Here is a 13,591-nt window from a genome sequence, read left to right on the forward strand (position 1 = left end):
AATGGCATTGAAACGCAGAAGAAATCTCACTGTTTTTTTCTATCTAAAGATGAAAAATATTATAAATTTACTTATTATTGGAACTGAAAAAGAAATCGACCAAACTAAGTTTGTGGTACTTTTAAAGAAAACGAGAGAATTACAAAGGGAAATGCCTAATGGAGATATAGTTGGGTCGGTTCCGGAGAAAAAGTTGAAATATACGCTTTTTGCTATTGATGAAAGAGGAAATGTTGAAAGTGATTCTTTTAATTTTTCGGAACCAGATGCTTTACAAACCGAATTACTGAATGCCGGGGTTGTGGGTCCATACCGAATAGAATATTACACGAACGCTTGGGAAGCGTATCCTACCCTATTTTTCCCATTCATTTTTCCTTTTTTAACTTTAATCATCGGGTTAATTTTATCTATCGCTAATTTGCCCTTTAATAAAGATCTCAACCGGCAGCTGCTATAAAACTGCCGGTTATTTTGTGCTGATAAATACTTCCTTCAACTTATTTGTTATCTCTACTAATTACTCCTCTTTTAAATGCTCAACCAGTCGGCCAAGTAAATCATTTAAAATGATTATTTCCTGATCATTATAAATATGATAGGTCTTGGCATTAAACTCATTTCGCAAGGATTTTAATTGCTCATAAACACGGATCCCCTCGTCTGTTATTTTCACCCGAGTTCGTCTCTTATCTTCAGGGTCTTGAAACAAGGTAACTAAATTTGATTGCTCCAAGCGATTGATCATCCCGGTCATATTTTGTTTCGTCACTAGCATTTCTTCTTTTAGTTCACCAATCGAAATGTCCTCTCTTTCAATAATGGTTCTTAGTATGACCCACTGCTGGATGCTATTCAGACCCACATTTGCAACGATCTTTGCTCCATATCTGCTTAAGAGATTGGACAGCCTAATGATATCTAACGTAATGTTTGTTTTTACCTCTTCCATACAAACCTCCGCGTCAAAGATTATGATTATCTTAATGCAAAGAAAAATAATAGTCAACTTGTTGACTATCTTGCAAGGATAACTTAAACTAATTTAGTCAACCTGTTGACAAATATAAGGATTTTTCCATACTTATTATTCTATTTTAAAAAAGGAGAGTAAACATGCCTCAAACAACTACCAATCGTAAAATGGTTACTGTTGCAATGCTGGTAGCGATTCTCTTAGTCGCGATAGATGTCACAGTCGTCAGTACCGCCATGCCGCAGATTGTCAGTGACCTTAGCGGATTAAAATTAATCAGCTGGGTATTTGCCATCTATACGCTTACCACTTCTGTAACGACACCCATTTACGGAAAATTAGCCGATTTATTCGGCCGAAAGAAAATCTTTATCACAGGGGTTATTTTGTTTGTAGCAGGTTCGATGTTATCAGGTGCTGCACACACAATGACTCAATTAATTTGGTTCCGTGCTTTCCAGGGAATTGGTGCCGGTGCGGTCATGCCGCTCACCTTTACGATTATTGGAGACCTTTATCCTGGTGAACAACGCGCCAAAATGCAAGGGGTATTTAGTGCGGTCTGGGGAATTGCCGGTCTGCTTGGCCCATTAGTTGGCGGATTCTTTGTCGACCAAATCAGCTGGCGCTGGATTTTCTATATTAATTTGCCGGTCGGTTTAGTGTCGCTTGTATTAATCACAGTCTTCTTCCACGAAACCGTTGAATTGAAAAAGGACCGTAAAATCGATTATCTTGGAGCGATTACGTTTACTATTGGTATTTCTACACTATTATATGCTCTTTTAAATGCAGGTCCTGGGCAGAAATATGCATGGGATTCAACAGCCATTTATACCCTATTTGCTGTTGCGGTGATCTTTATCGTGCTGTTCGGCTATATTGAAACCAAAGTGAAGGAGCCGATGCTTCCACCATCATTATTTAAGATCCCAGTGATTCTTGTATCTAATTTTATTGGTTTTCTAGCAAGTTCTGTTTTAATTGGTGTGAATGTTTATTTACCAATGTGGATTCAAACGATTCTTGGACACAGTGCGACGAGCTCAGGACTTACCCTTATGCCGATGTCGATCGCATGGCCTTTAGGTGCTACCTTTGCCGGACGTTATATGTATAAAATTGGTTCTAAATTAACCGCCATCGTTGGTGCGGTGTTGATTGCACTCGGGGGGACATGGCTGCTGGCTGTGGAACTTGATTCACCATATTGGTATTTTGTGGGGATTATGATTGTCATTGGTCTTGGTATGGGTTATGCGACCACTCCAACCACCGTTCTTGTTCAATCGGCTGTTGGCTGGCAAATGCGTGGTGCGGCAACCGCATCCAATTCCTTTACTCGATCCATTGGCCAAACGGTTGGGGTTGCAGTCTTTGGTACGATTTTTAACAACTCATTGATTACCTACGGAAAAGAACATGCTGGAGGCTGGAGTGGAAGTGGTAATATTAGTAATGCCCTAAGCTCGGAAACTATTAATAAGCTGCCGGCAGGTGTGATTAATATGATTCACGAGGGGCTCGCCCATGGTATGCACCTAGTGTTTATTCTTGTATTCTTTCTCGGGGTTGCAAACCTTCTCGCTACTTTCTTCCTTCCTTCACATAAGAGGGTAATGGAGCAACAAAAGCAAGTACAACATTAAACGTAAAGCCGCCATTTTGGCGGCTTTTATTTGCATTGGTGGGAATAAGGAATTAAAAAATATCAAACTTTTAAAATTTTTTATAACTTCTTGTTTATTATCACCTTTTTATTTTTATATCTCTTATTTTACAGCCAATTCATCCTGCTCAATGAATATTTAATAAAGGTTCAATACCCTTATCAGCGGTTTTTAGTGATTTATCGGCGGTTTCCATAAGTTTATCATCACTTTTCAACGACTTATCAGCGAAATTTTAAATTTATCAGCGAAAACCATTTTCCGTGCTAATCAAAATGCCTGTCACCACCCAACGGGTGGTGACAGGCACCATTTTACTTATTAAGAAGTTCGAAAAAGGAACAAATCGTTAAGATCCCTTTATCGAAGTTTTCCAAGTTGAAATGTTCATTAGGTGCATGAAGGTTTTCATCTGGCAGACCGAATCCCATTAAAACAACCGGTGCGTTTAGAGATTGGTTGAAATCCGATACAATCGGAATCGAACCGCCTTCTCGCTTGTAAACAGGTGCTTTCCCATATACGTTTTCATATGCTTCAGCCGCTTTTTGAATCATCGGACTGTCGATTGGTGTTAAAAATGGATTGCCCGTATCTTGCAGTGTAACTTTCACCATGCACCCCTTTGGTGCCTGTTCCTCAAGATGCTTTTTGATCAACCCTTGAATCTTTTCAGGGTTTTGATTGTGGACTAGACGGCAGGTGATTTTGGCATGAGCCTCGTTTGGAATGACCGTTTTAGTCCCTTCCCCTTGGAATCCGCCCCATAAACCGTTGATTTCTAATGTAGGCCGGGAGCTGATTCTCTCAGGGTAAGGATAATCGTTTTCCCCTCCAGTTAATTCCGTTAACCCTAACGATTTTTTTAACTTCTCTTCATTGAAGCCCAGTGCTTTAATTTGGTCCTTCTCAAATTCTGTCAGCAGTTCGACATCATCGTAAAAATGGTCCACATTTACTTTACCATTTGCATCATGAAGACTAGAAAGCAGCTGTACCAATAGATGGTTGGCGTTTTGAACTCCCCCGCCGAACATGCCCGAATGCAAATCAGAATTTGCAGTTTTTAGTGAAACTTCAAGTGCACATAACCCTCTTAATGAATAGGTAATGGCAGGGACACCGCGGTCCCACATATCAGAATCGGAAATTACCACCACATCACAGGCCAATTTATCTTGATTTTCAGCTAAAAATGGCGGAAGGTTTGGACTGCCAATTTCTTCTTCTCCTTCAATGCAAAATTTTACATTTACCGGTAATTTCCCTTCTAATTTCAAAAGGGTTTCGACTGCTTTGATATGTAAGAACGTCTGACCTTTGTCGTCGGTTGCCCCTCTTGCATAGATTTTTTCATCACGAATGGTTGGTTCAAACGGAGGTGTTTCCCATAAATGAACAGGATCGACTGGCTGTACATCATAATGGCCGTATACTAAGACGGTTGGCGCATTCTCCTGATGAAGATAATCCGCATAGATGATCGGATGGCCTTTTGTCTGAATAATTTCTACATGTTCCAGTCCAATACTTTCTAGTTTGTTGGCAATCCATGAAGCTGCTTTTTGAATGTCCTCTTTATGCTCAGATAAGGAACTGATACTTGGAATCCGGAGAAATTCTTTTAATTCTTCGACATTCTCATTGTGATTTTTTGCTAAGACTTCTGATAATTGACTCATATTTTCACCTTTTCTCGTTTATTTTCCATCCTTATTTTATCCAAAATTAGCGAGTACAACAAATATCAACCATCAACCAACTGTCAAATGCACATCCATACTACTAAAAAAAGAATCCAACCAGCAAAGGATGGATTCTTTTATCATTTTTTCCTTTATCTTAACTTCGCTTTAATGGTTTCACTCAAATATCCCTTATCCCGATGATACAAAATAACAGCAACAACTAAAACTCCCCCAGCGATATAAATAGATGAATTCCCAATATAAGTGGTTGAAAAGGTACCTGCCAACGCACCGAATATAAATGAAAGAATAATGACAAAAAATTCTTTAAATTGTTTTCTCGCTTCAGGATTATGTTCCTTTATTGCCAAATAAGCCGCTTGAGTCGCCGTCCGAAGGTTGCCTGTAGTCATTGTGGAATTGTAAGCCCATTTGTCTATTTTATTAAACGTAGAGATTTGTAAGGATGAGACAAAGGCAATACATACGGTAACCACTATGTTAGGAACACTTTTCGGCAACAAACCCACAGTAATTAATACCAAACATTCCAGAATCAGAATGGACCTGCGATAGCTATGTAATACATCTCGCAGATGAGGTATTTTAACCATTTCTGACACCAACACTCCCATAATAAATGCCATAATGGGTGGAATAAAATGCAAAGAGGCACTCCAATCCTTATTTGCTGCTTTTACAGCAAGCAGGACCATATTACCCGTTTGCGCATTCGCAAACACTCCATCTCGGCTGATAAACGTATAAGCATCCAAAAAGCCGCCAACGATTGCCAACAAAACACCTAAATAGATGGAATTGGATGATAACGACGGGATTTTAACTTTCATTTTATCACCTTATTTCTTTTTACCAGCGTACTTTCTCTTATTTTTCCAACATTAAACCTATTATTTTATTAAATAGCTTTTTCTGTGCAAGAAATTACTATTCCTCTAAAAGCAAATTAAATAATCTATCCGTCAATTTCTTAATCCTCCTTCATATCTATCTAAAAAAAAATATTAACATGATTGAATCACAAAAGTGAAATTTTTTAAACAATTAAAATCACACTAGCTAAAAAAGCAGGTACTGCGCTATTTCTAGCCCAATACCTGCTTTAATAAGAATGTTTATTAATTCAGATAACGATATTCCCTCAAAGAATTCAAAACAGCAATCTCTTCCAATAGGTCCTTGCCAATATTCGTTTCTCGTACCGTTTTTCTCACCAATTCTTTATCGACTACTCTTTTAACAGACAATACATCCGTACCATGACATAATACATCTTCTTTTGAATGAAACTGTTTGTGTGCAGCCAATTGCATTCCGTAGGAATTAAATAGCAATGTGTATCCGGCTATACCTGTGACCGATTGATAAGGCTTAGAGAAACCGCCATCGATGACAATCATTTTTCCATTCGCTTTAATCGGATCCTCTCCCTCAATCTCTTTCACTGGAGTATGGCCGTTTATAATATGGCCCTGCTCAGGGTCAAGATCAAACTCAGCAAGGATCTTTTTACACATTTCTTCCTTCTCGCGTAAATAATAGTAAGGGTTCTTTCTCTCCTTATGGGTTTCCTTTTCCTTAATAAAGTACCTTTCAAAAGTGGTCATTTCTCTTTTTCCAAACAGAGATGAATATTGTCCGGTCCATAAATACCAAACCATATCTGTTGCAAGGTCATCTGTCATTTCCGGGTGGTCAAACGCATATCGTAAATAATTTTCAAACTTATCCAGTAATTCACGGCCGGCATACGTTTTATTTTCAATCACCATTTTTTCATAATTTCCTTCTTCATCTAAAGGAATACACCCATGAATCAACAAGTTTCCGTTATATTTCAAATAAAGGCTGCCTTTTTTCATGAGGAAATTCATATGTCTTGCCAGCTTTTCGGAATGCTGTACGGAAAACAATAATTTTTCTATTACTTGTTTTTCTTCCTCTAATAATTGATCGGGCTGCTCTGGATTAACGGTTGCAAAGCAAGTATTGACTAGTGGGTAGGTTTTCCCTTGTATCGTTATTTCGTTCTTCTCATAATCTATTTTCTCTAGTAATAGCCTTTCTGACATATTAAAATTCGGGCGCCTCTTGATGATCGGGATTTCCAGTTTGAACTGAATCATCGCAATGGCTTGATGAATTTTCGTAATTTGCAGCTGTTCATGACTAGACAGTTTTTTATCGGAATGAACCTTAGGTCTGAACGCTGGATTGTCTTTATAGTACTTTTCCGCCAGATTCAGTAAGGGTCTTAGATTGATTCCATAAACGTCTTCAATAATATCGAGATTGTCGTATCTCGCACAAATACGAATGATATTAGCTAAACATACCTTTGATCCAGCAAAGGCACCTAACCAGAGAGCATCGTGATTGCCCCACTGTATATCGACGGAGTGATAATTAATTAGTGTATCCATAATTTTATCAGGCTCGGGTCCACGATCGTAAATATCTCCTACTACATGGAGATGGTCGACTACTAATCTCTGCGTCGTATAGGCAAGACCAATGATCAGCTTATCAGCCTGTCCTAAGGAAATAATCTGTTGGACAATCTTTGAATAATAATCATTCTTATTGGTCGAATCATTTTTTTTGTAAAGCAGCTCTTCAATGATATAGACAAACGGACTCGGTAAGGCTTTCCGTACTTTAGAGCGTGTATATTTAGAGGACGCAAAAGAAATGAGCTGAACCATGCGTTCAATCATTTCTGTGTACCATTTGTTTAATTCTAGTTCACTATAAAAATGATTTTTTATTAACTGCAGTTTTTCTTCTGGATAATAAATTAATGTAGCAAATTCATTCCTCTGGTTTTCCGATAATATATATTGAAATAGGTCATTGATTTTTTCTTTTACTTTCCCTGAACCATTTCTTAATACATGTTGAAAAGCTTGATATTCCCCATGTAAATCACTGACAAAATGTTCAGTCCCCTTTGGTAGATTTAGAATGGCTTCGAGATTAATAATTTCATTTACGATACTTTCTGCACTATCATATTTTCGGGCCAGTAAGTCTAGGTATTTTGTGTTCAAAAATATGTATCTCCTTTCAAGATGCTTGGTCTTTTTCTAAATTATCAAATATCAATAATTCTATTATAAGGGAAAAATAAAATAAATTTACTATTTTCATAGATATTTTTATTGTCCTTATTTGCTATAAAAGAAAACAGCCCTAGTACATCAAGTATGTAGAAAGAATCTCGGGTAATAAAAAGAACCTGTATCATCGATTACAAAGTAATGGACGATACAGGCTCTTAGATTATTTCTATCAAATGATTTAACAGCTCCGATTAATTACGGACGTTTATTTTTACGCTTTTCACAACAGTGACAGAACCATCTTTCCCTGTCTCTCGAACAGTAAGCTGGTGCTGCCCTTTGGAGAGAATTCGAGTATTCAGGGTATATTGGTAGCCTGAATTCGCATTATTATATTTTGGATACTTTTTTAGGACATCCGCACGGTTATATCCATACTTAGCTGTACCTATCCTTTTTCCATCAATGAATACTTCTATTTTGGATACACCGCTGCCATCCAGATACCATCCCTTGATATTCGTATTGCCTTTCAGGGCTGATCCTGCAGCTGGGCTATCCAAAGAACCTTTGCCTGGCAAGTTTTTCACATTTACTTTTCTTGTAAGATCTGTGACCTTGCCATTTTCCCCTGTTTCTCGAACGGTAAGGGTATGTGACCCTTCCGTTAGAACCGTTGTATTAAGAGTGTATTGATAGCCTGAGTTTGCATTTTGATATTGTGGATACGCCTTTTTGACATCGGCACGATAACTACCATATTTTGCGCTGCCTAAGACTTTCCCATCCACCAGTACTTGAACTTTAGCAACACCGCTGCCATCTAAGAACCAGCCCTTAAGCAAGTTATTTCCTTTTATGACACTTCCATTCGCAGGGGCATCGAGATACCCTTTAGCAGGCAGTGACACGACTACTGGATCATTTTTTACAGGTGTTGCAGCAGCCTTACTCACCGAGACATTTTGCAGATAGGAAGAACGGTTGTTACTTGAATCGATCGTAATAATTCCAAAAGAATAGACGCCATTCGGAAGTGCGGAAACATCATAAGTTAAATGAAAATCCCCAGCTTTTTGCGAACTATTTTGTAACAAATTGGAAAGTATTGTTCCTTGTGAATTTTTCACATAAACAGTCATCCTTGAAGCTTCATTTACACGGTAATTAACCGAAATTTGATTCGACTGTTCCGTATAAGCAGAATTCACATTTGAAATGCTTGGTGCAATTGTATCCATAACTGGAGCAGGATTTACTACGGTGGTATTACTTTCGTCTATTGAATTATCTGAAGGACTTGGAGCCGTACTTGCCGGCAGATCGTTATTCGTTAACGAAGTTCCAGGGTAATAAAACGTTAGGATATCTTTGTAACTACGTCCCTGGTCTGCCATTACTTTTGCACCCCATTGACTCATACCCACACCATGACCATTTCCCAAACCATTTACTGTATAGGAAGTATTGTTTGAGCTAAAATTAGAAACTAGATAACTTTTCATGTTGTTGATTCCGACCATTGCTCGAATCTTTGAAGCACTAGTGTTGACATAAGATAAGGTGTTCACTTTGATTTGATCATTTTCAATCACGAATTGACCAGTTGTCTTATCTTTTAAAAAGAATTGTATGCTGATATTCGCGTATTTTACTCGATTTCCGCTGGTTTTATTTGTTGAAAAAGAGAACGCAGGAATGGAAATGATTTTAATATCTTTATTGGAATAACCATTTTGAACCATCCAATTTTTAAAATTAATCATCAGGGAGGAATCATTTTCCTTAACAGAATTCCACCAATTTTGAGGATTTGCTAAATCTAAAGAGGTTGTATCAATTTGGGTTTTCTTAAAAGTAAAACCCCAAGGAACTTTTGTATCGTAAGGATCTTGTTTAATCGGAAACATTGGTAATGGCGTTCCGCCCCAAACATTCGCATTTGATTCGGTTATGCCGCCATTACTGGCAGAGTAGAATGCATCAATCGCTTTCCCGCCATAAGTCAGATATTGGGAATTTGTTTCTTCCACAGCTGCTGTGCTGTTGCTATACCAGGAGTAGCCTCCATACGCTTGGTAGTTAACCGTATCATCCATATTGGTGCTTGATTGATATCGAACCGCATAAGTCCGTGCTGCAACTGCTTGTGCTTTTAATGCTTCTTTATTCCAGGATGCCATCATTTCAAATGGAACGACACCTTTCAAATAATCCTCTAACGGAAGGGTATTAATCGGTCGAACATAGGTATTATTTTCAATTACAAAGTTCATACTACCTAAGTAAGGACGATTGTTAATGATAATATAATTGTTGGTTCCGTAAAGTTTTGGTACCGTAGAAAGTTTCATACTAGTGGATTTTAGTAATCCATTTTCATACAAAGCGATCGCGTTATTTTCCGCTTTTACCGTATATGTTTTCCCCTCAACTAATGAAAAGTTGGCATCGGTAATGGTGTATTCTCCTTTTACCTGGATGGTTAGTTGAGTCTGGCTGCCTAGATAATTTTTCAATTTAACTGATATGAATGGGACTTCGCTTGCATCTGCAATCATTAAGAGATTGTTAGATGAAAATAGTAATAGAGTTCCCAATAGCATGATGAAGACCTTCTTCAAACTCGCATTCTCCCCCTCTTAGTTAACCTAATGTAATTGTTTTGTAACAATCATGTTATAAATATATAAATTTAATAGGATTGTAACAATGGATATTGCTTTCCACATTTGGGGAAAATTTCCCTGCTCTCTCTACATATCAATTGTTTATAAAATGTCTACAGCAAATATTGGAAATAGTTTAAGATTTCGTAGGAGATTGTTATAATAGTGGTTATGAAAAAGATAGGAGGATGCCCTATGACTACTTTTGAAAAGTTAAAACCAATTATTGCAGACCAACTGGGTGTCAATATGGAGACTATTAGACCAGAAGCATCGTTTAAAGATGATTTCGAAGCTGATTCGCTGGATATGGTGAACTTAACGATGGAAATTGAAGATGAATTCGCAATCGAAATTAGTGACAAAGTTGCAGCAACGCTTCAAACTGTCGGAGATGTTGTTAATTTTATTGAAAAACGTTAAAGCTCCCCAATAGAAAAAGGGTATCCATCCATTAAGGAAGGGTACCCTTTTCCTATTAATAATTATAATCTCTTTTGTTGTCCAAGTTCGGTTTAATGAAATCAGAATAAGAATCAAGCCCTTCTTCATTTTCTTTCATTTGATTAATCTTCTCTCGAGTATATCTATTGGTATAAAACAACAATAGAAGCAACAAAGCTAAACAACCGCTAATGACCAACAAGAAATATTGAACCCAAGTCCCAACATCTAAAAATTCCATTTAAACTACCCTCTTTCATATGGACTTTTCCTTGTCACTTTTACTTTTATTAGCCTATTATTTATCATTTATATACCCAAAAAACAGTAGATGAATCATGTCATTTTACATATTTCGAGATCTATTAAGTGTGTTTTATAAAAAAATATATAGGGTATTACTTTAAGAGATTAATTGCCATTATATATGAGGATGTGAATAACAATGCTTACTGCAAACCAGCTTACTAGCTTAAAAAAGAGACTCGAGGAGGAAAAACAGACAATACAGAGTCAAATAGATATGAACCGTGATCAGGATACGAACCTACAGGAAACGGTCGGTGAATTATCGGCTTATGACAATCATCCTGCTGACATGGGGACAGAATTATTTGATCGTGCTCGAGATTTAGCCTTAGAGGAACATCATTATAAAGAACTCAATAATATAAATACCGCACTGGAGGCAATGGAAAAAGGGATCTATGGAAAATGTCAGGTTTGTGAGGATAAAATTCCTTTCGAAAGGCTGGAAGTCCTGCCTTCAACCCTATATTGTGTCGATCACTCCCCAGAAGTATCTGGCGGAAATCATCGCCCGGTGGAGGAAGACATCATAGAGCCGCCAAAGGTTAATTCCTTTAGTCGTGAACCGAAAAATGGTGTGATCGATACACAAGATAGTTTTCAGGAAGTAGCCCAGTTTGGCACCTCCGAAACTCCCTCCGACCTAGTTGGGGATTACACTAGTTATAATGAAATGTATGACCATGGAATAAACGAAGAATCCTATGCAGAGGATTACGAAACTTATACTGCCACAGACATCAATGGCAAGAAAAAAACTGTTTTGCCTTCCAGAAAGATGGATGAATACAAAGAGCTTCTCGATAAAAAAGGGATAGATTCCAAAATTGGAGATATTCCATATAAATACAGTGATAGTTATCTGGATGATAAGAAAACAGAGACTAAATAGTTTTTTATATTGCAGTGTTTTCACCAGGTGCCAGATAACCTCTACTATAAAATACGGCGAGGTTGTTCTCTTCTAAAAGAAGAACAACCTCGCCATTATTGTTCACTGCCAAATGTGGGAGCAGCATAAAACGTTAAGGTGCCGCGTTACTAAACTGTTCCCTTGTTTTTTACCAACATTGGTTTAATTTCAACTTCCATCATAAGAATTGAAAGCAGTATAATCGTTCCGCCAACAACTAACTTAAGGGTAAATGGTTCAAACCCAAAAGTGATTGAAAAAATACTTCCAAAAACGGATTCAAGCATCATAATCAGCCCTGCTGATGTGGCAGAGGTATGCTTTTGTGCGATAACCTGTAACGTTTGTCCGACAAATGAACATATGATTCCCATGTATAACAATGGAACAAGCGCATCAGACCAATGAATATCAGAAAACTGACCTTTTTCAGCTATTAAATAAAAAATGAATCCACCTACTGATTGTACAGCAGCCAGCATAAACGCTACCACACTAAAGTCAGCTGTACTCGCACTATATCCAAGATAAACAATCGAACCGGCATAAAAAAATGCACAGATAAGGGTGCAGATGTCTCCAACATTGATGGAAATCTCTTCGCTCATTATTCCCGTCATAATGACCATTCCGATTAAACATATTCCTATAGAAACCAAGCTCTTGGCCTGAAACTTTTTCCCGTAAATAGTCCAAGCGATAAAAGGAACGATCACCACATAGGTTGCAGAAATAAAGGCATTATTCGATGGAGTCGTATAGATGACACCAATCGTTTGTGTAATAAATCCGCCAAAGTTAAGCAATCCGGCAATAAGGCCAACCTTAAAGTCTTTGAAGGACATTTTAACAATTTTTTTATAAAAAAACAGCAGCACACACACAACAAATAGCAAACCTCTAGCAAAATTTATCAAACCCGCAGACACATTTGCATCTAAAGCTATTTTGGTTACCACAAATCCTGATCCCCAAAATACGGATGTAATCAATAGCAGGATGTTTGCCATTGATTTTGTCATTTTCATAGATTTCTTTCTCCCCTTTTGTCCTCACTCACACAAAAAATCCAACTCTCTCCTTTAAAGAGTTGGATCTTTTGTTACAAATATGAACGGTGTAACGCTAACACCTGACATATTTGCGTTTGAAACCAATCCTTCCTTTATCTATATCCTTTTGGATATTTTCTGAAGCAAGCAAAATACTGCTTTTTTTCTTTTCCCGTCTGATTTCCACAGGTCCTACTGCCTTTGCCGTATCCACAGCCAGATCATGGAGCGGCAAATAGGAAACCCCGACCGTATAGAGAAAATTATTCATCGCGGATTTTGTTCGATCTGGAGATTCATGAATAGTAGTTTCTACCTGCTTCAGCATCCTGGCAATCTTGCTTTCACTAAATTCGCTGTCTTTGCGGTTACCTAAAAGCCAGCAGTAACAGCTCCAGCCTGCCGACATTCTTAGTTCTTCCCCGCTTGCAATCCATTGATCGGCAACAGCTTGGGCAATATCGGTTTCAGATAATGTTACGGCAACTACATAATCAGACAGCATATAAAAATACGCCGCATCGATCCAGCGTTCGAAATCCGCCTCCGTCATGACCTTTGGGTCCGCAATGATTCCTGCAAAATACATGGCATCATAGTTCCCTGTCGCGTAAAGCTGCTCGGCTAATGGCTGATTTTTTTTGATTTTCTTTGCCATCGGCTTCATTGCGCCTGTAGCCACTCCAAAAAGCGGTTCTTGAGCACCATTGCTTAAGTAAATCTTTTTAGTTCGTTCCTTGCCGATCGCTTCAAGTTCCTGCATCACTGTTTCGAAATCCATCGTTTT

At 37.9% G+C, this 13,591-nt stretch carries 12 protein-coding genes; 4 read left to right on the top strand and 8 right to left on the bottom strand.

Going from position 1 to position 13,591, the window contains the following annotated elements; translation table 11 throughout:
• Window positions 1-7 precede the first annotated feature (7 nt).
• Window positions 8-460 (top strand): hypothetical protein, encoded by a 453-nt coding sequence (locus tag GXK58_RS00215; RefSeq protein ID WP_160718717.1) that lies wholly within the window; start codon window positions 8-10, stop codon window positions 458-460.
• Between the two features lie 60 nt (window positions 461-520).
• Here GXK58_RS00215 and GXK58_RS00220 read toward each other — a convergent pair whose 3' ends face one another.
• Window positions 521-952 (bottom strand): MarR family winged helix-turn-helix transcriptional regulator, encoded by a 432-nt coding sequence (locus tag GXK58_RS00220; protein WP_160718719.1) that lies wholly within the window; start codon window positions 950-952, stop codon window positions 521-523.
• Window positions 953-1,116: 164 nt separating this feature from the next.
• On the opposite strand from GXK58_RS00220, the gene GXK58_RS00225 reads away from it, so the two are divergent.
• Complete coding sequence (locus GXK58_RS00225) at window positions 1,117-2,625, top strand: MDR family MFS transporter (RefSeq protein ID WP_237389517.1); 1,509 nt, start codon at window positions 1,117-1,119, stop codon at window positions 2,623-2,625.
• Between the two features lie 335 nt (window positions 2,626-2,960).
• Here the strand turns inward: GXK58_RS00225 and GXK58_RS00230 are convergent, their stop codons facing one another.
• The 4 genes from GXK58_RS00230 to GXK58_RS00245 all read right to left on the bottom strand — a co-directional run bounded on the left by GXK58_RS00230 (window position 2,961) and on the right by GXK58_RS00245 (window position 10,041).
• Window positions 2,961-4,328: a dipeptidase gene (locus GXK58_RS00230; RefSeq protein ID WP_160718721.1), complete on the bottom strand. Its 1,368-nt coding sequence runs from the start codon at window positions 4,326-4,328 to the stop codon at window positions 2,961-2,963.
• 155 nt (window positions 4,329-4,483) lie between these two features.
• A complete protein-coding gene (locus tag GXK58_RS00235) occupies window positions 4,484-5,185 on the bottom strand; it encodes a YoaK family protein (protein WP_160718723.1) in 702 nt (233 codons plus the stop codon).
• A gap of 288 nt (window positions 5,186-5,473) precedes the next feature.
• Entirely contained in the window at window positions 5,474-7,405 is a 1,932-nt protein-coding gene (locus GXK58_RS00240; protein WP_160718725.1) for a fructose-1,6-bisphosphatase, read from the bottom strand.
• 263 nt (window positions 7,406-7,668) lie between these two features.
• Window positions 7,669-10,041, bottom strand: a complete 2,373-nt coding sequence (locus GXK58_RS00245; protein WP_160718727.1) for a SpoIID/LytB domain-containing protein — start codon at window positions 10,039-10,041, stop codon at window positions 7,669-7,671.
• A gap of 240 nt (window positions 10,042-10,281) precedes the next feature.
• Between GXK58_RS00245 and acpP the strand changes: the two genes are divergently transcribed.
• Window positions 10,282-10,509: an acyl carrier protein gene (gene acpP / locus GXK58_RS00250; RefSeq protein WP_160718729.1), complete on the top strand. Its 228-nt coding sequence runs from the start codon at window positions 10,282-10,284 to the stop codon at window positions 10,507-10,509.
• Between the two features lie 55 nt (window positions 10,510-10,564).
• Here acpP and GXK58_RS00255 read toward each other — a convergent pair whose 3' ends face one another.
• Complete coding sequence (locus GXK58_RS00255) at window positions 10,565-10,771, bottom strand: hypothetical protein (protein ID WP_160718731.1); 207 nt, start codon at window positions 10,769-10,771, stop codon at window positions 10,565-10,567.
• A gap of 204 nt (window positions 10,772-10,975) precedes the next feature.
• Here GXK58_RS00255 and GXK58_RS00260 point away from each other — a divergent pair, with 204 nt between their 5' ends.
• Window positions 10,976-11,731 carry a TraR/DksA C4-type zinc finger protein gene (locus GXK58_RS00260; RefSeq protein WP_160718733.1) on the top strand — a complete coding sequence of 252 codons (756 nt, stop codon included), beginning with the start codon at window positions 10,976-10,978 and terminating at the stop codon, window positions 11,729-11,731.
• Between the two features lie 149 nt (window positions 11,732-11,880).
• Here GXK58_RS00260 and GXK58_RS00265 read toward each other — a convergent pair whose 3' ends face one another.
• Together GXK58_RS00265 and GXK58_RS00270 are read right to left on the bottom strand one after the other, a co-directional pair.
• Complete coding sequence (locus GXK58_RS00265; RefSeq protein WP_160718735.1) at window positions 11,881-12,780, bottom strand: DMT family transporter; 900 nt, start codon at window positions 12,778-12,780, stop codon at window positions 11,881-11,883.
• A gap of 97 nt (window positions 12,781-12,877) precedes the next feature.
• Window positions 12,878-13,585: a DNA alkylation repair protein gene (locus GXK58_RS00270; RefSeq protein WP_160718737.1), complete on the bottom strand. Its 708-nt coding sequence runs from the start codon at window positions 13,583-13,585 to the stop codon at window positions 12,878-12,880.
• Window positions 13,586-13,591 lie beyond the last annotated feature (6 nt).

The sequence above is a fragment of the Bacillus sp. USDA818B3_A genome, assembly GCF_009928415.1.
In the GTDB taxonomy this organism is placed as follows: Bacteria; Bacillota; Bacilli; order Bacillales; family Cytobacillaceae; genus Neobacillus.

Excerpts from the sequence above, each read along its gene's own strand:
- GXK58_RS00220 (WP_160718719.1), bottom strand. The coding sequence starts at position 952 with ATGGAAGAGGTAAAAACAAACATTACGTTAGATATCATTAGGCTGTCC.
- GXK58_RS00225 (WP_237389517.1), top strand. The coding sequence starts at position 1,117 with ATGCCTCAAACAACTACCAATCGTAAAATGGTTACTGTTGCAATGCTG.
- GXK58_RS00230 (WP_160718721.1), bottom strand. The coding sequence starts at position 4,328 with ATGAGTCAATTATCAGAAGTCTTAGCAAAAAATCACAATGAGAATGTC.
- GXK58_RS00235 (WP_160718723.1), bottom strand. The coding sequence starts at position 5,185 with ATGAAAGTTAAAATCCCGTCGTTATCATCCAATTCCATCTATTTAGGT.
- acpP (WP_160718729.1), top strand. The coding sequence starts at position 10,282 with ATGACTACTTTTGAAAAGTTAAAACCAATTATTGCAGACCAACTGGGT.
- GXK58_RS00255 (WP_160718731.1), bottom strand. The coding sequence starts at position 10,771 with ATGGAATTTTTAGATGTTGGGACTTGGGTTCAATATTTCTTGTTGGTC.
- GXK58_RS00260 (WP_160718733.1), top strand. The coding sequence starts at position 10,976 with ATGCTTACTGCAAACCAGCTTACTAGCTTAAAAAAGAGACTCGAGGAG.
- GXK58_RS00265 (WP_160718735.1), bottom strand. The coding sequence starts at position 12,780 with ATGAAAATGACAAAATCAATGGCAAACATCCTGCTATTGATTACATCC.
- GXK58_RS00270 (WP_160718737.1), bottom strand. The coding sequence starts at position 13,585 with ATGGATTTCGAAACAGTGATGCAGGAACTTGAAGCGATCGGCAAGGAA.